The organism is Bacillus sp. FSL H8-0545 (assembly GCF_038006105.1).
GTDB lineage: Bacteria > Bacillota > Bacilli > Bacillales > Bacillaceae_G > Bacillus_A > Bacillus_A cereus_U.
Window position 1 is genome coordinate 1,652,674 of sequence record NZ_JBBOUO010000001.1, and the last position, 19,241, is coordinate 1,671,914.

Genomic DNA, 19,241 nt, shown 5'->3' on the forward strand with positions numbered 1-19,241 from the left:
GATTGATTATGAGTGAATTTGTAAATAAAGAATATGTAGAAATAGATTTTCAAGATGTTTGGATAAAAGAAGAGGAATTGAAAAATTGTACCTTCATAAAATGCCGTTTTAGAGGGATAGATGCATCAGAAGTTTTTACTAAAAACTGTAATTTCATAGAATGTGATTTTACTGGTGCTCTTTTTAATGCTTCTATCCATCAAGGAACTACATTTGCTAATTGTAAGTTTTTTGGTGCGAATTTATTTGTATCCAAATTTGAAGAATGTAAAATGACTGGTTCTGATTTTGAAGAGGCGAATTTAGACGGAATAACAATTATTTCCGGCGATTGGTCATATACGAATCTAAGGTTTGCGAATTTAAGTAAACAAATGTTAAAGGGGATTCGTTTAATTGAAGCTGACTTATATGAATGTAATTTAGAAAAAGCAGATTTACGTGAAGCAGATTTAACAGGTGCACAATTAGGTAAGGCAAAACTTAGCGGTGCAGATTTAAAAGGAGCTGTAGTTGATAGAATCGACTTTAAAAGTTTTGATTTGAAAAATGTGAAATTGGATATAGCGCAGGCGGTTGCAGTTGCGAGATGTTATGGTGCGAAGGTGAATTAAATCAGTTGTAACACGGTTCAATATATTGAACCGTGTTACAACTATTAATAATTTTAATAGTTATTCTCTATATAAGAAGCTATGTCATTAGCAAGAGTCGATGTTAATAGTGTAGATACATTACTTAAAATGATGATTGTAGCCTCTTTGTCAATTAACCGTAAATAAGAGGATGTAAAGCCGTTAATGCCGCCGTGATGGAATACAAGTTTACTATTTTCGCCTGCCATAGCGATGTTCCAGCCGTAACCATTTCCATAAGATCCTGCAGTAAACATGCGAGACGTCATACTATTTGAAAGCAAACGATTTTCTTTTATCGCTTGATCAAATATATATAAATCTTCGGCTGTAGAAAATAATCCACCAGCTGAATACGAGTTTGACATATGAATAAATGATGTGTTCTGTAAATCATGAATTGGATGTAACTCATACCCAGTTGCTTTATGTTTTTGAATGGTGTGATTCAGATCAACATCTGTGTTCATCATAGAGAGTGGATATAAAATCTTCTTTTTAAGAAATTCTTCATAAGAAATCCCACTTATAACTTCAATGATGTGTCCTAATATAATATAACCTGAATTCGAATAATTGAATTTTTCACCAGGGCTAGATTCAAAGGGACATGTAATAATCCATTGTATTAATTCATCCGGTGTTCGAGGCTGGTAAGACTGTATTAAAAAGTTGTGTTGAGCAGTAATATTCCCAACACCAGCAGTATGACTTAATAGATGCTCAATCATAATTTGATTTCCTTTTGGGAAAGTTGGAATGAATTGATCCAATGTATCATGTAGCTGTAATTTTTTCTCTTCCACAAGCATTAAAATAGCAACTGCAGTGAAGATTTTAGTTATTGATCCGATACGAAACTTCGTTGTAGCTGTATTAGGTATGTCCCAATCGTAATTAGCTTTTCCAAATGACTGTTTATAAAGAGTTTGTTCTTTATGGGCTACTAAAATTGTACCATTGAATTTTTCGATATTTTTATATAAGAATGAATTGATATATGAGTTTAGCAAATTTCAGGCACTCCTTCAAATTTTGGAATATTAGTTACCTGAAATGTAATCCAACGGCATAAGCAATTCCCCCTAAATGAAATATTTTTTAGAATACTTTTCTATATTATAATGCAAGTTATAAAAGAAGCAAGTGGATTTCTAATCTATGAAAATTAAAGATTTTTTGAATTACTTTCCGAATCACTTTAGTAGTTTACATATCGAAGGTAAGAGAAGCAGTAGTAAGTGAAGCGAATGAACTAAGTCAACTGGCACTACATTCAAAAGCTACTTGGGGTTATAGTGAAGAATTTATTTTAGCTTGTAAGGAAGAATTAACGATCTCAGAGGATTACATAAAAAATAACTTTTGTATATGTTTTAGAAAATGATGATGCGAAGATTGGATTTTTCTCATTTTTACATAATGAAAATGCTCTCGATTTCCTATACATTTATCCTAGTTATAAAGGAAAAGGATACGGGAAAATACTTTGGAGGTTTGTAGTAGAGCAAGCAAATGAACTAGGATTGAAAAGTTTTACGATTGATAGTGATCCAAATGCGAAAGGATTTTACGTGAAAATGGGGGCAAAACTAATCGGTGAGACACCATCAACGGTTTTTAAAAATCGCCTTTTACCTCTTTTACAATATCGTGTGTAAAACTACCAATGTCAGGGGAAGCTGAGAATGGATAATAAAAAGACAAAACCAATATATGAAGCGTTAATAAAATCTTGGTCAATAGAAACGAGTTCTAAGTGGACGAGCGAAAACCCGGCAAAGGGACAATGTGGTGTAACGGCCCTTATTATTCAAGAATTATGCGGGGGAGAGATAAAAAAGACGAAAGTAGGAGAAGTGTGGCATTTTTACAATACAGTGGATGGGAAAAGGCATGATTTTACTTGGACTCAATTTCATGAAAAATTAAACTATATGGACGTGAAGTCGAGCCGTGAAGAAGCATTTGCAGATACAAATGACAAACAATATGACATTTTGAAGGAAAAGATAATGAAAGAATTAAAATTATCTTTTGACTCTTAATCTTTAATAAGTTACTATAATGGTGGTAACTTATTAAAGGGAACTTCATAGAGTTGAAAGGGGAAATACTTTTGAAAACAACTTATGTAAACGCTACAATTGTAACGATGAATGAACAAAATGAAGTGATAGAAAATGGATATATCATTGTAGAAAATGATCAAATTATAGATGTAAATAGCGGAGAATTCGCTAACGATTTTGAAGTGGATGAAGTAATTGACATGAAAGGAAAGTGGCTTTTACCTGGGCTTGTAAATACACATACACATGTTGTAATGAGTCTTTTGAGAGGTATTGGCGATGATATGTTATTACAGCCGTGGCTTGAGACGAGAATTTGGCCACTTGAAAGCCAGTTTACTCCAGAGCTTGCGGTTGCTAGTACGGAATTAGGATTACTTGAAATGGTGAAAAGTGGTACAACATCATTCTCTGATATGTTTAATCCAATTGGAGTAGATCAAGATGCAATTATGGAAACGGTGTCAAAAAGTGGAATGCGAGCTGCTGTTTCAAGAACTTTATTTAGCTTCGGAACGAAAGAAGATGAAAAGAAAGCAATTGAAGAAGCGGAGAAATATGTAAAGCGATATTATAAGGAAAGTGGTATGTTAACTACGATGATTGCACCGCATAGTCCATATACATGTTCCACAGAACTGTTAGAAGAGTGTGCACGTATTGCAGTAGAAAATCAAACTATGGTTCATATCCACCTTTCTGAAACAGATCGTGAAGTACGTGATATTGAAGCACAGTACGGAAAACGTCCAGTAGAATATGCGGCAAGTTGCGGATTGTTTAAACGTCCAACAGTTATTGCGCATGGAGTAGTATTAAATGAAAATGAGCGTGCATTTTTAGCAGAACATGATGTTCGAGTAGCTCATAATCCGAATAGTAATTTAAAATTAGGTTCTGGTATAGCGAATGTAAAAGCGATGCTAGAAGCAGGGGTTAAAGTAGGGATTGCTACAGATAGTGTTGCGTCTAACAATAATTTAGATATGTTTGAAGAAATGCGTATTGCGACTTTATTACAAAAAGGTATTCATCAAGATGCAACAGCATTGCCAGTTGAAACAGCTCTTTCTCTTGCGACGAAAGGAGCAGCAGAAGTAATTGGGATGAAACAAACGGGATCACTTGAGGTTGGAAAGTGTGCTGATTTTATTACGATTGATCCATCTAATAAGCCGCATTTACAACCAGCAGATGAAGTGTTATCGCATCTTGTATATGCAGCTAGTGGAAAAGATATAAGTGATGTAATTATTAACGGTAAACGTGTTGTTTGGAATGGTGAATGTAAAACATTAGATGAAGAGCGTATTATATTCGAAGCAAGTCGTTTTAAACGAGGTTTACAAAGATAGGTATTATATGTCGGTTGAAAAAGCTATCCTTTTTAAAAAAGGGTAGCTTTTTTCTTGAACGAATAAATATTCAATAGAATGTCGCATCTTTCTATTGGTATTTCTGCTATAATATATAACGTTTTATAATATTTTATATTTAAGGAGCGCAATTCATGAAGCGAAAAAAGAGCCGTTTAATGGTAATCGCACTTGTTACATCTTTATTTTTAACAGCTTGTAATAATAAAGCTAATAAAAGTGATGCAGAAGCTAAAAAACAAGTGTTAAATGTAACAGTATCAGAAGAAATTCCTTCTCTTGATACTACAAAAACGATGGATGGTACATCAGCACACGTAATGCAAAACATATTTGAAGGGTTGTATGTGCTAGATGATCAAGATAATCCAACTCCTGCTATAGCAAAATCGTTTAAAAGAAGTGAAGATGGTAAAAAATATACATTTGATTTGCGTAAAGATGCAAAATGGTCAAATGGAGACTCAGTAACAGCAAATGATTTTATGTTTGCGTGGAGACGAGCGGTAAGTCATGAAACAGCGTCTCAATATGCATACATGCTGTTTTATATAAAAAATGCGAAAGAAATAAACAAGGGAACAATTCCTCTCAATGAACTTGGCGTAAAAGTAATAGATGATTATACGCTAGAAGTTGAACTAGAGCAGCCAATTCCGTATTTTTTACAGTTGCTAGCGCTACCTATATACTTACCACAGCATGAATCATTTTTAAAAGAACAAGGAAAGAATTATGGATTGGAACCTAGTAATCTCATATATAACGGCCCATTTGTATTAGAAAAATGGAAGCATGAACAAGAATTTCAATTAAAGAAAAATGATACATATTGGGATGAAAAGAAAGTGAAATTAGAAGAAATAAACTTTCAAATTGTGAAGGATACAATGACAGCAGTAAATTTATATGAAGCTGGCGATTTGGATCGAGTACCAATTAATTCTCAATTTGTAGACAAGTATAAAGGAAATAAGCAATTACACATGTCGAGCGATCCTGGAATTGCGATGCTCCGTTTTAATGAAAAAAATAATGCGTTAGCAAATAAGAAAGTACGTCAATCTATCTCATTGGCATTAAATAAAGATGATTTCGTCGCTCACTTTATAAATAACGGGGCAAAACCTGCAAGTGGACTTGTACCAGCTGGTCATATAACTGAAGAGACTGGCAAAGATTTTAGAAAAGAAAACGGAGATCTTTCTCCATATGATTTACAAAATGCGAAAAAGGTTTGGGAAGAAGCGAAAAAAGAACTTGGGGTAGAACAGGTAACATTGGAGTTCTTAACGTTTGAACAAGATAACGCAAAACGTATGGCGGAATATATAAAAGGTGACTTAGAGAAGAATTTGCATGGATTAACGATACAAATTAAACAACAGCCATTTAAGCAAAAATTACAATTAGAACAAACAGGTGATTACGATATATCTATGGTAAATTGGGGACCGGATTATAAAGATCCAATTAGTTATTTAGAGCTATTTACGACAAATAATCCAAATAATAAAATGAATTATTCTAATCCTCATTACGATGAACTAATAAAAAAAGCTAAAAATGATCTTGTGCTAGATCAAAAGAAAAGACGGGAAGCGTTGCGAGAGGCTGAGCGTATTCTATTAGAGGACGCTGCGGTAGCACCGCTTTACCATATTGGTTCAGCTTATGTACAAAAGGATTATGTAAAAGGAATTGAAAAGCATCAATTTGGTGGCGTTTATACTTATAAGAATGCTTATATTGATAATAAGTAAAATTATTTATATAAAAAAAGAAACCTTACTTTTAAGTGAACTGTACCCCGAATCATGGACACTTAAAAAAAGCCCCATGATTCGGGGTTTTTGTGTATTTTTATCAAAAAACCTCGTTATAATGGAACCAACGATAGAAATGAGGTACGGAGAATGAGTAAAATTATTTTTAACGAAATTCAAATGAAACAGCTAGAAAAAAATAAAAATGTATTAAAAGCGTCGGACCGTTCGATTAGCTATTGTTCAGATTTCAAAGTAAGAGCGGTAAAAGAAAATCAACAAGGAAAAGGTCCTAGCCAAATCTTTTTAGAGAATGGGTTTGACTTAGCTGTGATCGGTGAGAAGAAACCAAAACAATGCTTGAAACGTTGGCGAAGAACCTTTGAACAATTTGGTGAGGAAGGCTTTTATACAGAACGCCGTGGGAAAGGAAGCACGGGACGCCCTTCGGAAAAACCCCTCTCTTCTGATGAAAAATTAAAGAAAGCGGAAGCACGTATTGCGTTTTTAGAAGCGGAATTGACATTCCTAAAAAAGTTAGACGAACTCGAAAGGCAGGCGTTACAGAAGAAGCGTTAACACCACGAGAAACATACACACTGATTGAACAAACCATACGTCGATTCCAATTCCCACGTATGGTGCGTTACCTTTGCACACTGACTGGGGTAAGTCGGAGTGGATACTATGCGTGGCTTCATCAGACAGATAAACAGCTGGAAAAAGAACGCAATGATGAAACAGATTATGAATGGATCCAAGAAATTTTTAATCGAAAAGGGAAAACATGTGGTGGTCGTTCTATCAAAATGGTGTTGGAAAAGACAAAAGGAATTTGTATGAATCTCAAGCGTATTTACCGTATTATGCGTAAATATAACCTTGTGACAAAGATTCGCCGAGCGAATCCTTATAAACACATCGCAAAAGCGACACAAGAACATAAAACATGTCCGAACCTTTTAAAACGCCAATTCAATCAAGAAGAGCCTGAAAAAAGTATGTTAACGGATATTACCTATTTATTTTATGGAAAAGGAAAGAAGGCTTATTTATCATGTGTAAAAGACAGCGCAACACGAGAGATTTTAGCCTATCATGTCTCTTCCTCTTTACGAATGGATATCGTCTATCAAACATTAGATAACTTGAAAGAGAGATTAGGAGAAGTCATTCATCCTGAAGCGCTTCTACATTCAGACCAAGGTATTCATTATACACACCCTGAATTTCAGAAACGTGTAAGAGAAATGGGGATCAGACAATCTATGTCCCGTAGGGGCAATTGTTTAGACAATGCACCAATGGAATCCTTTTTTGGTCATATGAAAGATGAATTAGATTATAAAGATTGTCAAACCTTTGAATCCCTTGAGCTCAACATAAAGGATTATATGGAGGAGTATAATTATAATCGTTATCAGTGGACATTAAAAAAGATGGCTCCGATCGAATATCGGAATCACCTTTTAAGTGCTTGATTTTTCAGGGCTTTTTTATTAAACTGTCCATTTTATAGGGTACAGTTCAAAGAGTGAGGTTTCTTTTTTATATAATTTCTATTAAACCGATTTTAATAAAGAATAAAAATTCGTATCATATGGAATATCATCTTGATACATATAATTTTTCAGAACACCTTCTTTTTCAAATCCTAATTTTAAAAGCACTTTATTTGACGCTTCGTTTTCAAGAAAGACAATTGCACCGATTCGTTTTAAATGTAGCGTGTGGAAACCATATGATATAACTTCAGAAACCGCTTCAGTGGCATATCCATTTCCCCAGTGTTCAGGGAGAAAGGCATAACTTATATTTGCTCGTTTATGCTCAGAAGACCAATCGTGAAAACCAATTGTTCCAATGAGCCCTTTCTTGTCTTTTAATTCGATGCCCCATTTAATACCGCTTCTTGCGTTGTAACTCAACTTAAAATTATTAAGGATTTGTTTTACTTGATCCAAATTTTGTAATGGCTTTTGGCCATAATGGCGCAGGACATCGGTATTCGAAAAGCAATGTAATATACCCGGTGCATCTTCTTCAGTAAGTTCTCGTAAAATAAGTCGCTCAGTTTTTAATATAGGAAACATGCCTTCACTCCTGTTCATATGAAACTAGAATGTATTTGTTATTATATAATTTAATCTGAAAATAAAGATTTTTCAAGGTGTAAGGATGATTTTCAGTCAATGGCCGGGAATCATATTTATTTACGGTTAGATGAAACAGGAACATTTTTATTTCTCGCCCACTTAAAGAAAGGGTCAATTAAAGTTAAAGAAGGACAACACGTAAATGAAGGGGAGGTTCTTGCTCAAGTCGGTAACTCAGGAAGTTCAAGTGAACCACATTTACATATTCATCATCAGAGGCAGGATCCATCTAATACGAGTATGTTTCTTACGGAAGGATTACCGCTATACTTTCGAACTGAAAAAGGAGCGATGATGCCGGAAAGACGTACATACATAAGTGGTAATTAGAAGAAATTTATTTCGCTGAAAAAGGGTATTCCAAATTAAAATTGGAATACCCTTTTTCATTAACCAACAAATATTTGATACAGTAAGAAAATATTTAAAACGATAACGAGTGCAGCGATTAACCATGCGATGAATGTTGTTATACGGTGGTTAACGAGTGCGCCCATAATCTTTTTATTACTTGTAAACATAATAAGTGGTACTAATGCAAACGCAATACCGAATGATAATACAACTTGGCTCATTACAAGAGCGTAAGTTGGGTTTACGCCTAAAGCGATAATAACGAGAGGCGGAATCATCGTTATAAATCGGCGTAAATATAACGGAATATGCATGCGAATGAATCCTTGCATAATAATATCACCGGACATTGTACCGACAGAAGAGCTAGATAATCCAGCTGATAAGAGTCCAATTCCAAATAAAGCAGCGGATACAGGACCGACTAAATTACTAAATTGATTGAAAGCAACATCAAGATCTTCAACATGTAGACCATTTTTAAAGAATAGTGCAGCAGCAACAATTAGCATACTTGCGTTAATAGCTCCAGCGATAACCATCGCAATAATAATGTCAATGAATTCGAAGCGGAAAATCTTTTTCTTTTGTTCATCATTTGTTCCGACTACGCGGCGCTGCGTTAAGGCCGAATGTAAATAAATTGCGTGCGGCATTACTGTCGCGCCTAAAATTCCAGCTGCTAATAAGATGCTATCCACACCTTGGAATTTTGGAGTAAATAGTCCTGAAAGAAGAGGGCTTAATTCCGGTTTTGCGTAAAAGACTTGGATACCAAAAGCGATAACAACGATAAAAATCATCCCTGTAATAATAGCTTCTAATGGACGAAAGCCTCTGCGTTGAAATTCAAGAATAATAAATGATCCAACCGCTGTAATTAAAGCAGCTGGTAACATCGGAATTCCAAATAGTAAGTATAAGCCGAGTGCTGCCCCGATAAATTCAGCTAAATCTGTAGCCATAATAACGAGTTCCCCTTGTATCCATAAACCGATGGAAACTGGTTTGGGGAAGTTTTCGCGAGCTACTTCAGGAAGGTTTCTTCCAGTAGCGATTCCTAATTTAGCTGATAAAGTTTGGATTAATACAGCCATTAAATTAGAAGCGAGTATTACCCAAAGTAATAAATACCCATATTGGGATCCAGCAGCCATATTCGTTGCAAAATTCCCAGGATCAATATAAGCAACTGATGCGATAAAAGCAGGGCCTAAGAATGGTAACAGTCTTTTAAATCCTTTTGTTTGTCCACTTAACGCTAAATGAGCGGATTGAACTGTTGTACTTTGAGAAGGGACTTGTTCATCTTTTGATATATTTTTATTCATAGTAGTGTTCACCTTATTCTTACTCATTATTTCAATACATTTAGATATGTTATGTGATGATTTCATTTGAACATAAAAGTTTCCTTAATGCAAATTATATGACTGTGTACAATGAATGGTGTGACGATGAGAAAATGTTTTGGGAGTTTATGGTTGTTGAATAAGGGAGAAGATAATAAATTATAGGGTTGTTTTTGAAATTTATGTGAACATACAGCCTATATTACAGCATATTAATTGATGGAAATGGAATTGTATGATATATAATATATTGGGATTACAACCTAACCGTAGTGTTTTGTTCTGTAATCTTGTTTTTATTTCTGTTAACTTATAGAAAAAATTGTAAATAGAAGAAAATAGGCTAAGTACAATTTTGTATATATTTTCTTATTATATATGTTTTGATATGAACGTTAACTTATACATGATTTTAAAATTTAGATAGGTGGTAGAACTACATTGGCAACTACAAAACCATATAGAGTATTACTATATTACATGTACACAACAATTGAAAATCCAGAAGAATTTGCTGAACAGCATTTAGAATTTTGTAATTCACTTGAGTTAAAAGGAAGAATTCTTGTAGCAACAGAAGGAATTAATGGAACTGCTTCAGGTACTGTTGAGCAAACAGAGAAATACATGGAAGTAATGAACAATGATCCACGTTTTGCTGGAATCGTTTTTAAAATTGATGAGGCGGATGAGCATGCATTTAAGAAAATGCACGTACGTCCTCGCCCAGAGTTAGTTACACTTCGCTTGGAAGACGACATTAACCCAAAAGAAATGACTGGGAAATATTTAGAACCAACAGAATTTTATGAGGCAATGAAACAAGAAAATACAGTTATCATTGATGCACGAAATGATTATGAGTTTGATTTAGGACACTTTAAAGGTGCGATCAAACCAGATATTGAATCATTCCGTGAATTACCAGATTGGATTAGAGAAAACAAAGAAACACTTGAAGGTAAAAAGATTTTAACGTACTGTACAGGTGGAATTCGCTGTGAGAAATTCTCTGGTTGGTTAGTTCGAGAAGGCCATGAAGATGTAAGTCAGCTTCACGGCGGAATTGTAACGTACGGAAAAGACCCAGAGGTACAGGGTGAACTTTGGGATGGTCAATGTTACGTATTTGATGAGCGTATCGCTGTACCAGTAAACCAAAAAGAACATGTTATCGTTGGTAAAGATCATTTTACAGGTGAACCTTGTGAGCGCTATGTAAACTGTGCAAATCCAGAATGTAACAAGAAAATTTTATGTTCTGAAGAAAGTGAAGCAAAACATTTACGTGCATGTTCTCATGAATGTCGTGTACACCCACGTAATCGTTATATCGTGCAACACGAATTAACAGAAGAGCAAGTAGCTGCTACATTAGAAAAAATCGAAGCAGGGAAGTAAGCATAATAGAAAACAGATGGTAGCATCGTGCTGCCATCTGTTTTTTATTTACTTTGTACTATCCTTCTCTTTCACAGCAGAAAGTACAGTTTGTTTTACCCATGCTTTTCTTCGTTTATGTTGTACACCCCATTGGTATAAACTTTGTGTACCTAAAATAAGTGAAATGACTATGCCACTAATCGCTATTAATAGAGCGAAAAATTCAAAAGGCGATGATATTTTGTTTGAATCGGTGTTTCTTAAAAGATCAATCATAGTAAACCCTAACATTTGGCCTACAACAGAGTAGAGCGTTAAAATTAATAATAAGAGGCTATCTTTTTTAGAGGCGACATTCTCTTGATATTTAAACAAACTATCAAGATTTTGCTTGGCATTCGTATATAGTATTTCAATGTTAAAAAGTTTTCTTAAGCGGAAGAAAATATCTTCACTTTGTGATTGAGATACTAATTCTAAAGAAAAATAGTTAGCTGTAAACGAATTGATAGAGTAAATTAACTTCTCTATCTCATTTGTATCTTGTTCAATATTTAGTTCAGCATAAGCGTTTGCCATTTTTAATAAAACAATTTTATGAAATAGGTTTAATAATAAAGCGTAATAAAACTCCCCATACATTTGACTAGCAAGTTTAGTTATTTTACTCTCATCTTCGTTTGTTACACATGTGAAAATATGTTCTTCCATTATGAAATAACGATTAGGAGCCCACCTTTGATAAGAATGTTTTGTTAAATAATCGTGAATATAAGGAACATTATTTGCGCTAATATACGGCTTACCATCGTCTGTTAATCCGGAAAGACTAGAAGCTCGATATACATCAACTACATGAAGGTCTGACTCTTTGTTTATGGATAATAAAGTTTGTACATACATTCGTTGATCTTCAAAGAATGGAAATGTTTGAAAGTAAGAACTCCGCAATCTCTTTTTCTCAAAGAAGTCTGTTAAGCCATGAAATAAATCGCCGAATATAAGTTTTTCTACTTGTGAATATTTTTTTTCATCACATTCAATACAAATAGTCTCAGTTGTATCATTTCTAGTTTCAAGTACACGGAATCGAGAAGCGAATTCGATTGCTTCTGATAATGTCATGTTTGGAGCGGTTTTGACTTCTGTTCGAATTGTTAAGAAGCCAAGCTCATAAGGACAAAGTGTTACATCAATAGAATGTATCTTGAATGGAACGGAAATAAGATTTGTTGTTAAATGTCCATTTAAATTAAGGTCTTTAGAATAGCGCTGTAATCCTTTTTGATGCTCTGAAGGAGGAAAGAGAATTTTATTCGTAAATGAAAGATAGTATGCTTCCATGTTTTGATGTGAAACTTTAAACTCCCCGTAATATGTATTTTCATCTTCGAGATGATCGAGTCGAAAAGGCCGGAAATCATTTTTTTGTAAGAAAGGGAACATATTTTGTTCATATCCAGTTTTAAACGAAAACGGGAATATAAATTGAAATATAGCTGTTGTTACATCTTTTTCTTCGATTGTTTGTATTGCCTCCATCTACATTGTTTCCTTTCCATATAAGCTATAGAAACAACATGCCCAATTTTCCTATTAAATAACCTTTCGTTTTCACTAGTTTAAGAATGAAAATTCAGCTTATTTAATAGGAGACATGTATAATATTATGTATACTAAAACTAGTGTGATTGTTTTATGAAAAGGGGGATGTAGTATGCGCATTTTAGTATTAGGAGCTGGTGGCGTCGGCGGATTTTTTGGTGGCCGATTAGTAGAAAAGGGAGAAGATGTTACATTTCTCGTTCGCAGCAAAAGAAAACAGCAATTAGAGGAAAAAGGACTTGTTATTCGTAGTGTTAATGGAGATTTTTCCTTTCAACCGAAACTGATAACGAAAGAAGATAGAACTTCTCCATTTGATGTGATTTTATTTTCAACAAAGGCGTATCATTTAAACGACGCGACCATAGATTTAAAGCCGTTTGTAGGTGAAAATACAGTCATAATTCCATTGTTAAATGGTATCGCTCATTTATCACTATTACAAAAGGAATTCGGTGAAGAAAAAGTGATTGGTGGTTTATGCTTTATCGAGACGACGTTAAACGATCAAGGAGAAATTGTACAAACTAGTGCTGCAAACAGACTTGTATTTGGGGAAATTAAGCCTCAAGATTCAGAGAGAATAAAGCCTATTTCTAAAGCATTTGCAGGTACAAAAGCTAGTTTTGTTTTAAGTGAAAATATTACGCAAGATATGTGGCATAAATATTTATTTATCACTGTAATGTCAGGTGTGACAACATTAATGCGTGCACCAATAGGACCGATTCGTGAGAGTGAAGGTGGACATGATTTTATCCGAAACTTATTTGAGGAATCTGTGCAAATTATGAGGGCATTGGGGGCTCCGGTTAAAGATAATATTATTGAGGACCATATGAAAACGATTGATAAAATTTCTTATGATATGAAGTCATCTATGCAGCGTGATATGGAAAAAGGCTCGCTCATCGAAGGGGAACATTTACAAGGATACTTACTGGATGTAGCAGAACAATTTTCTATAGAAGCACCTTCATTAGGTGCTGTATATCAAAATTTGAAAGTGTATGAGGAAACGACCTTTAATAAATCCATAATATAATTAGATGTATGAAATAATAAAAAAGATAGCAATATATAAGTGTATTGCTATCTTTTTTATTTGAGTATGACAAATTATTTGTTTCTTTTAATTCTTTCTGTCAAATTTATTTCCTGTTCGCGTTTACCATATAACTGATTAATTTCATTTGCTACTGCATCTAAATATGAGTCAGAAAAAAGCGGTTTCTTCTTTTTAGACATACGGGTCTCCTTTAAGGGTTTTTTAGTATTCATTATGTATATTTATCGGCGGATTATGCGCAATCATTTAAAATTTTTTATTTTTAAAAATTTTTGTTTACATTTTAAAAATAAAGGAGTATTATAATCCACAGTTTCAATTTTCTAAATCGCTTAAACCGCATGGTGCGGGGGACCCGTTTTAATGAATTAGTGCATAATTCAATGGGGTGAATCCTTGAAAAAGGTAGGGCTACTCAAAGGCCCGAATCCGACAGCTAACCTCGTAAGCGTTATATTGAGAAGGAAGGTGGAGCTTGTGCGACAAAAAATATAATGTCTACAAGGCTATTTCTTGACGGCTTGTAGACATTTTTTGTTTTCTAAAAAAGTTTATGGGCTGAAACAAGCAGAAAAGTTCGTACAAAATTATTGGAGAGTGGACAGCAGTGGTTTCATCTATTAAAAGATTTTTAATTGGAAGACCGTTAAAATCAACTGAGTTAGGGGAGCAAAAGCTCAATAAAACGAAGGCGCTAGCAATTTTGTCTTCTGACGCATTGTCATCGGTTGCATATGGTCCAGAACAAATATTAATTGCTTTAGCAGGACTTGGAGCAATAGCTTATTGGTATTCCATTCCGATAGCTGTTGGGGTATTAGTATTATTGACAGCTCTTATTTTATCTTATCGTCAAATTATTTTTGCTTATCCTCATGGCGGGGGAGCTTATGTTGTATCAAAAGAAAATTTAGGGATGAATCCAGGATTAATAGCTGGAGGCTCTTTATTAGTAGACTATATTTTAACTGTTGCAGTAAGTGTATCTGCGGGTACAGATGCGCTCACATCTGCTTTTCCTAGCTTACATGCACATAATGTAATCATTGCGATTATATTTGTCATATTGATTACCATCTTAAATTTAAGAGGCGTAACGGAATCAGCTTCCGTTTTAGCATATCCGGTTTATCTATTTGTTCTAGCTTTATTTATATTAATTGGTGTAGGGGTATACAATATTTTAACTGGTCAAGTTTCACCCACGCTGCATTCGCCAATTGGAACACCAGTCGCGGGAATTAGTTTATTTCTACTGTTAAGAGCATTCGCATCAGGTAGTTCTGCATTAACAGGTGTTGAAGCAATTTCTAATGCAATTCCAAACTTTAAGGATCCTGCACCTAATAATGCAGCAAAAACATTGCTTGCAATGGGTGCATTACTTGCGGTTTTATTCACAGGAATTGTCTTTTTAGCTTATTATTACGGAGTTACACCGAGTAAGGAAGTAACAGTCGTATCTCAAATAGCTGAACAAACATTTGGGCGTAATTTCATGTACTATTTCATACAAGGTACAACAGCTTTAATATTAATTCTTGCTGCTAACACAGGTTATTCTGCATTTCCGTTATTAGCAGTTAATCTTGCAAAAGATAAGTTTATACCGAGAATGTTTACAATTAGAGGAGACCGCCTAGGTTATTCAAACGGTATTATTATACTTGGGATTTCTTCGATTATTTTAATTGTAGCTTTTCAGGGGAAAACAGAACACTTGATTCCGCTATATGCAGTAGGGGTATTTATTCCGTTTACACTTTCTCAAACTGGAATGGTACTAAAATGGCTTCGTGAAAAGCCTGAAGGATGGATTTTACGTTTAACGATTAATTTAATTGGTGCAGTTATTAGTTTTATCGTAATGAGTATGTTCTTTTTAACTAAGTTCGCACAAGTTTGGTCAATCCTTATTTTCTTACCTTTCATTATCTTCTTGTTCCATCGAATTAAGAAGCATTATGATGCAGTGGGCGATCAATTAAGTTTAAAAACTTGTGAACGGATTGTTCCGATTGAGGGGAATGTAATTGTCGTTCCTGTAGCTGGTATGACTCATGTAGTAGAAAATTCACTGAACTATGCTAAAGCTCTTTCTGCAGATCAAGTTATCGCTGTGTATGTTGCTTTTGACAGAGAAGAGGAAAAGAAATTTGAAGAGAAATGGGAGAAGTGGCAACCTGAAGTAAGGCTTGTTACATTACATTCTCATTATAGAAGTATTATTCAGCCGCTAACAAAATTTATTGATACAGTACAATATAAGGCGAGTGAATCAAATTACCGAGTTACGGTCGTTATACCACAGTTTATTCCGAAAAAAGGTTGGCATAACATTCTTCATAATCAGTCTAGTTTACTCATTCGTGCGTATTTACTCTATAAAAGAAATGTTGTTATTACGACAGTACCGTATCATTTGAAAAAGTAAGGAAATTTTTTAAGGATAACTTCACGAAAGTGAAGTTATCCTTTTTTGTGCATATACTATGCATAATTGCATACGGGTTCAAAAGATATATCAATATAATATTATCAGTTATGAGTAAGCAGTGTTTTTTGTTGTGATATATGGATATTTTAATTGAGAAAGTTAATCGGATTTTATTTTGGAATAAAGACATGAGTTCTTGAAAATAAAGGGAATGAAAATACTTCTTTACGATGGATTAATAGCTGTGTTTAAATGACCTTACAGTACAAAACTTACATGAAAACAAAACGAAATTTCATACTTTCGTACGTTAATTAGTTTAAAATGAATAATATTTTTATGTAATATATTCACTGTATGAATGTGGAAATTGCGATAAAATAGAACACTTATACAATATTATTCATACTAAGCACATATGAAAAGTTATGGAATGTTTTATAACAATAAGTAAGTACTGTAGCAATAAAATTTGAGAGAGGTGGTTAGTACATGAATCACGGTGAGAACGTTCTCGGTTTTTAACCATCTCAAATAATGTGCAAGAAAATAGAATAATAAAATGCGATAGTAATAGTTGCTAATACATAGGAGGAGTTAAAGTGAAAAAGACTTTAATTACAGGGTTATTGGTTACAGCAGTATCTACGAGTTGTTTTGTTCCTGTAAGCGCTTACGCTAAGGAGGGGCAAACAGAAGTGAAAACAGTATATGCGCAAAATGTAATTGCTCCAAATACATTATCAAATTCAATTAGAATGTTAGGGTCACAGTCACCACTTATACAAGCATACGGATTAGTTATTTTGCAACAACCAGACATTAAGGTAAACGCTATGAGTAGTTTGACGAATCATCAAAAGTTTGCAAAGGCGAATGTACGAGAGTGGATTGATGAATATAATCCGAAGTTAATCGACCTAAATCAAGAGATGATGAGATATAGCACTAGATTTAATAGCTATTATAGTAAGCTATATGAACTAGCAGGAAAAGTAAATGAAGATGAACAAGCAAAAGCAGATTTCACAAGCGCATATGGAAAATTGCAAGTGCAAGTACAAAGCATCCAAGAGAGTATGGAGCAAGATTTATTAGAGTTAAATCGATTTAAATCGGTATTAGACAAAGATAGTAACAACTTATCAATTAAAGCTGATGAGGCAATAAAAACACTTCAAGGATCAAGTGGAGATATTGTGAAATTAAGAGAAGATATTAAAAGAATTCAAGGGGAAATTCAAGCTGAACTAACTATTATTTTGAATAGACCTCAAGAAATTATTAAAGGTTCTATTAATATCGGTAAACAAGTATTTACAATCACAAATCAAACTGCACAAACGAAAACAATCGATTTTGTTTCTATTGGTACTTTAAGTAATGAAATTGTAAATGCTGCAGATAGTCAAACGAGGGAAGCAGCTCTTCGTATTCAGCAAAAGCAAAAAGAGCTATTACCACTTATTCAAAAGTTATCACAAACTGAATCAGAGGCGACTCAAATTACATTCGTTGAAGATCAAGTAAGTAGCTTTACAGAACTAATTGATCGCCAAATCGCAACTTTAGAAACGTTATTAACAGATTGGAAAGTTTTAAATAATAATATGATCCAAATTCAAATAAATATTGAATCTGGCACGTATACAGACAGTAGTTTACTTCAAAAACATTTCAATCAACTAAAAAAAATTAGTGATGAAATGAATAAGCAAACGAATCAATTTGAAGATTACGTTACAAACGTTGAAGTACATTAAAAAGAAAATCATTAATAATTCATGATATAGGGAGAGAAGAAAAATGACAAAAAAACCTTATAAAGTAATGGCTCTATCAGCACTTATGGCAGTATTTGCAGCAGGGAATATTATGCCGGCCCATACTTATGCAGCTGAAAGTACAGTAAAACAAGCTCCAGTTCATGCGGTAGCAAAAGCTTATAATGACTATGAAGAATATTCATTAGGACCAGAAGGCCTGAAAGATGCAATGGAAAGAACAGGTTCAAACGCTTTAGTAATGGATCTGTACGCTTTAACAATTATTAAACAAGGTAATGTTAACTTTGGTAATGTATCGTCTGTTGATGCAGCTTTAAAAGGAAAAGTGATTCAGCATCAGGATACAGCTAGAGGAAATGCGAAGCAATGGTTAGATGTATTAAAACCACAGCTTATTTCAACGAATCAAAATATTATTAATTACAATACGAAATTCCAAAACTATTATGATACTTTAGTTGCTGCGGTAGATGCAAAGGATAAAGCAACTCTTACGAAAGGTCTAACTAGATTATCAAGTAGTATTACTGAAAATAAAGCGCAAGTAGATCAGTTAGTAGAAGATTTGAAGAAATTCCGAAATAAAATGACGTCGGATACTCAAAACTTCAAGGGAGATGCAAATCAAATTACATCTATCTTAGCTAGTCAAGATGCTGGAATTCCGCTTCTGCAAAATCAAATCACGACGTATAATGAAGCAATTAGTAAATATAATGCAATTATTATCGGTTCATCTGTTGCGACAGCATTAGGACCAATTGCAATTATAGGTGGTGCGGTTGTTATTGCTACGGGAGCAGGAACTCCTCTAGGAATCGCATTAATTGCAGGCGGTGCAGCAGCTGTAGGTGGTGGTACTGCAGGAATCGTATTAGCGAAGAAAGAGCTTGATAATGCACAGGCAGAAATTCAAAATATAACAGGACAAGTTACAACTGCCCAATTAGAAGTGGCAGGATTAACAAACATTAAAACACAAACAGAATATTTAACAAATACGATTGACACTGCAATTACAGCGTTGCAAAACATTTCAAATCAATGGTATACAATGGGATCAAAATATAATTCTTTACTTCAAAATGTAGATTCAATTAGTCCAAACGACCTTGTTTTCATTAAAGAAGATTTAAACATTGCGAAAGATAGCTGGAAGAACATTAAAGACTATGCAGAAAAAATTTATGCTGAAGATATTAAAGTAGTAGATACGAAAAAAGCATAATAGTAACTAAACTGCTATAAC

The 19,241-nt window shown here is 34.0% G+C and carries 15 protein-coding genes, 2 pseudogenes and 1 riboswitch; of the genes and pseudogenes, 12 read left to right on the plus strand and 5 right to left on the minus strand.

Features of this window, described 5'->3' with window-relative positions:
- Positions 1–8: 8 nt before the first annotated feature.
- Entirely contained in the window at positions 9–614 is a 606-nt protein-coding gene (locus MHI07_RS08740) for a pentapeptide repeat-containing protein (protein ID WP_215581311.1), read from the plus strand.
- Positions 615–667: 53 nt separating this feature from the next.
- On the opposite strand, the gene MHI07_RS08745 is transcribed toward MHI07_RS08740, so the two are convergent.
- A complete protein-coding gene (locus MHI07_RS08745; protein ID WP_215581313.1) occupies positions 668–1,648 on the minus strand; it encodes a serine hydrolase domain-containing protein in 981 nt (326 codons plus the stop codon).
- Between the two features lie 200 nt (positions 1,649–1,848).
- Here MHI07_RS08745 and MHI07_RS08750 point away from each other — a divergent pair.
- From MHI07_RS08750 to MHI07_RS08770, 5 genes and pseudogenes are all read left to right on the plus strand, one after another.
- Positions 1,849–2,296, plus strand: a pseudogene (locus MHI07_RS08750) (GNAT family N-acetyltransferase).
- Between the two features lie 27 nt (positions 2,297–2,323).
- The gene (locus MHI07_RS08755; RefSeq protein WP_002158353.1) at positions 2,324–2,683 is read left to right on the plus strand and encodes a YunG family protein; all 360 of its coding nucleotides are present in this window, start codon (positions 2,324–2,326) and stop codon (positions 2,681–2,683) included.
- A 53-nt stretch (positions 2,684–2,736) separates the two neighbouring features.
- Positions 2,737–4,062, plus strand: a complete 1,326-nt coding sequence (locus MHI07_RS08760) for a bifunctional S-methyl-5'-thioadenosine deaminase/S-adenosylhomocysteine deaminase (protein ID WP_340823125.1) — start codon at positions 2,737–2,739, stop codon at positions 4,060–4,062.
- A gap of 155 nt (positions 4,063–4,217) precedes the next feature.
- Positions 4,218–5,846: a peptide ABC transporter substrate-binding protein gene (locus MHI07_RS08765; protein ID WP_215581317.1), complete on the plus strand. Its 1,629-nt coding sequence runs from the start codon at positions 4,218–4,220 to the stop codon at positions 5,844–5,846.
- Between the two features lie 153 nt (positions 5,847–5,999).
- Positions 6,000–7,330, plus strand: a protein-coding gene (locus MHI07_RS08770) for an IS3 family transposase (protein WP_340822743.1) whose coding sequence is annotated in 2 segments (ribosomal slippage) — positions 6,000–6,387 and positions 6,387–7,330 — 1,332 coding nt in all. Because the reading frame shifts where the segments join, the coding sequence is not laid out codon by codon here.
- A gap of 81 nt (positions 7,331–7,411) precedes the next feature.
- Here the strand turns inward: MHI07_RS08770 and MHI07_RS08775 are convergent.
- A complete protein-coding gene (locus MHI07_RS08775; protein ID WP_002202421.1) occupies positions 7,412–7,942 on the minus strand; it encodes a GNAT family N-acetyltransferase in 531 nt (176 codons plus the stop codon).
- 81 nt (positions 7,943–8,023) lie between these two features.
- Between MHI07_RS08775 and MHI07_RS08780 the strand changes: the two are divergent.
- Positions 8,024–8,335: pseudogene (locus tag MHI07_RS08780) on the plus strand (M23 family metallopeptidase); the annotation flags it as partial.
- A 59-nt stretch (positions 8,336–8,394) separates the two neighbouring features.
- Here MHI07_RS08780 and MHI07_RS08785 read toward each other — a convergent pair.
- Positions 8,395–9,690 (minus strand): Nramp family divalent metal transporter, encoded by a 1,296-nt coding sequence (locus MHI07_RS08785; RefSeq protein ID WP_215581319.1) that lies wholly within the window; start codon positions 9,688–9,690, stop codon positions 8,395–8,397.
- 462 nt (positions 9,691–10,152) lie between these two features.
- Here MHI07_RS08785 and trhO point away from each other — a divergent pair, with 462 nt between their 5' ends.
- Positions 10,153–11,112: an oxygen-dependent tRNA uridine(34) hydroxylase TrhO gene (gene trhO / locus MHI07_RS08790; protein WP_340823131.1), complete on the plus strand. Its 960-nt coding sequence runs from the start codon at positions 10,153–10,155 to the stop codon at positions 11,110–11,112.
- 48 nt (positions 11,113–11,160) lie between these two features.
- Here the strand turns inward: trhO and MHI07_RS08795 are convergent, their stop codons facing one another.
- Complete coding sequence (locus MHI07_RS08795) at positions 11,161–12,636, minus strand: hypothetical protein (RefSeq protein WP_340823133.1); 1,476 nt, start codon at positions 12,634–12,636, stop codon at positions 11,161–11,163.
- Between the two features lie 175 nt (positions 12,637–12,811).
- Between MHI07_RS08795 and panE the strand changes: the two genes are divergently transcribed.
- On the plus strand, positions 12,812–13,744 hold the full coding sequence (panE, locus tag MHI07_RS08800) for a 2-dehydropantoate 2-reductase (protein WP_340823135.1): 933 nt from the start codon (positions 12,812–12,814) through the stop codon (positions 13,742–13,744).
- A 74-nt stretch (positions 13,745–13,818) separates the two neighbouring features.
- Here panE and MHI07_RS08805 read toward each other — a convergent pair whose 3' ends face one another.
- Positions 13,819–13,947 (minus strand): hypothetical protein, encoded by a 129-nt coding sequence (locus MHI07_RS08805; protein ID WP_000038255.1) that lies wholly within the window; start codon positions 13,945–13,947, stop codon positions 13,819–13,821.
- 140 nt (positions 13,948–14,087) lie between these two features.
- Positions 14,088–14,234: riboswitch (cyclic di-AMP (ydaO/yuaA leader) on the plus strand.
- A 141-nt stretch (positions 14,235–14,375) separates the two neighbouring features.
- Here MHI07_RS08805 and MHI07_RS08810 point away from each other — a divergent pair.
- The 3 genes from MHI07_RS08810 (at position 14,376) to nheB (ending at position 19,220) form a co-directional block, all read left to right on the plus strand.
- Positions 14,376–16,202: an APC family permease gene (locus MHI07_RS08810; RefSeq protein WP_002158334.1), complete on the plus strand. Its 1,827-nt coding sequence runs from the start codon at positions 14,376–14,378 to the stop codon at positions 16,200–16,202.
- A gap of 605 nt (positions 16,203–16,807) precedes the next feature.
- Positions 16,808–17,968: a non-hemolytic enterotoxin NHE subunit A gene (gene nheA, locus MHI07_RS08815; protein WP_078173150.1), complete on the plus strand. Its 1,161-nt coding sequence runs from the start codon at positions 16,808–16,810 to the stop codon at positions 17,966–17,968.
- A gap of 43 nt (positions 17,969–18,011) precedes the next feature.
- Positions 18,012–19,220 carry a non-hemolytic enterotoxin NHE subunit B gene (nheB, locus tag MHI07_RS08820; protein ID WP_340823138.1) on the plus strand — a complete coding sequence of 403 codons (1,209 nt, stop codon included), beginning with the start codon at positions 18,012–18,014 and terminating at the stop codon, positions 19,218–19,220.
- The last annotated feature ends 21 nt before the right edge of the window (positions 19,221–19,241 follow it).

What these genes read in the sequence shown, in the direction of transcription:
- MHI07_RS08795 (WP_340823133.1), bottom strand. Translation starts at nt 12,636, where the DNA reads ATGGAGGCAATACAAACAATCGAAGAAAAAGATGTAACAACAGCTATA.
- panE (WP_340823135.1), top strand. Translation starts at nt 12,812, where the DNA reads ATGCGCATTTTAGTATTAGGAGCTGGTGGCGTCGGCGGATTTTTTGGT.
- MHI07_RS08740 (WP_215581311.1), top strand. Translation starts at nt 9, where the DNA reads ATGAGTGAATTTGTAAATAAAGAATATGTAGAAATAGATTTTCAAGAT.
- MHI07_RS08755 (WP_002158353.1), top strand. Translation starts at nt 2,324, where the DNA reads ATGGATAATAAAAAGACAAAACCAATATATGAAGCGTTAATAAAATCT.
- MHI07_RS08765 (WP_215581317.1), top strand. Translation starts at nt 4,218, where the DNA reads ATGAAGCGAAAAAAGAGCCGTTTAATGGTAATCGCACTTGTTACATCT.
- MHI07_RS08775 (WP_002202421.1), bottom strand. Translation starts at nt 7,942, where the DNA reads ATGTTTCCTATATTAAAAACTGAGCGACTTATTTTACGAGAACTTACT.
- nheB (WP_340823138.1), top strand. Translation starts at nt 18,012, where the DNA reads ATGACAAAAAAACCTTATAAAGTAATGGCTCTATCAGCACTTATGGCA.
- MHI07_RS08805 (WP_000038255.1), bottom strand. Translation starts at nt 13,947, where the DNA reads ATGTCTAAAAAGAAGAAACCGCTTTTTTCTGACTCATATTTAGATGCA.
- MHI07_RS08785 (WP_215581319.1), bottom strand. Translation starts at nt 9,690, where the DNA reads ATGAATAAAAATATATCAAAAGATGAACAAGTCCCTTCTCAAAGTACA.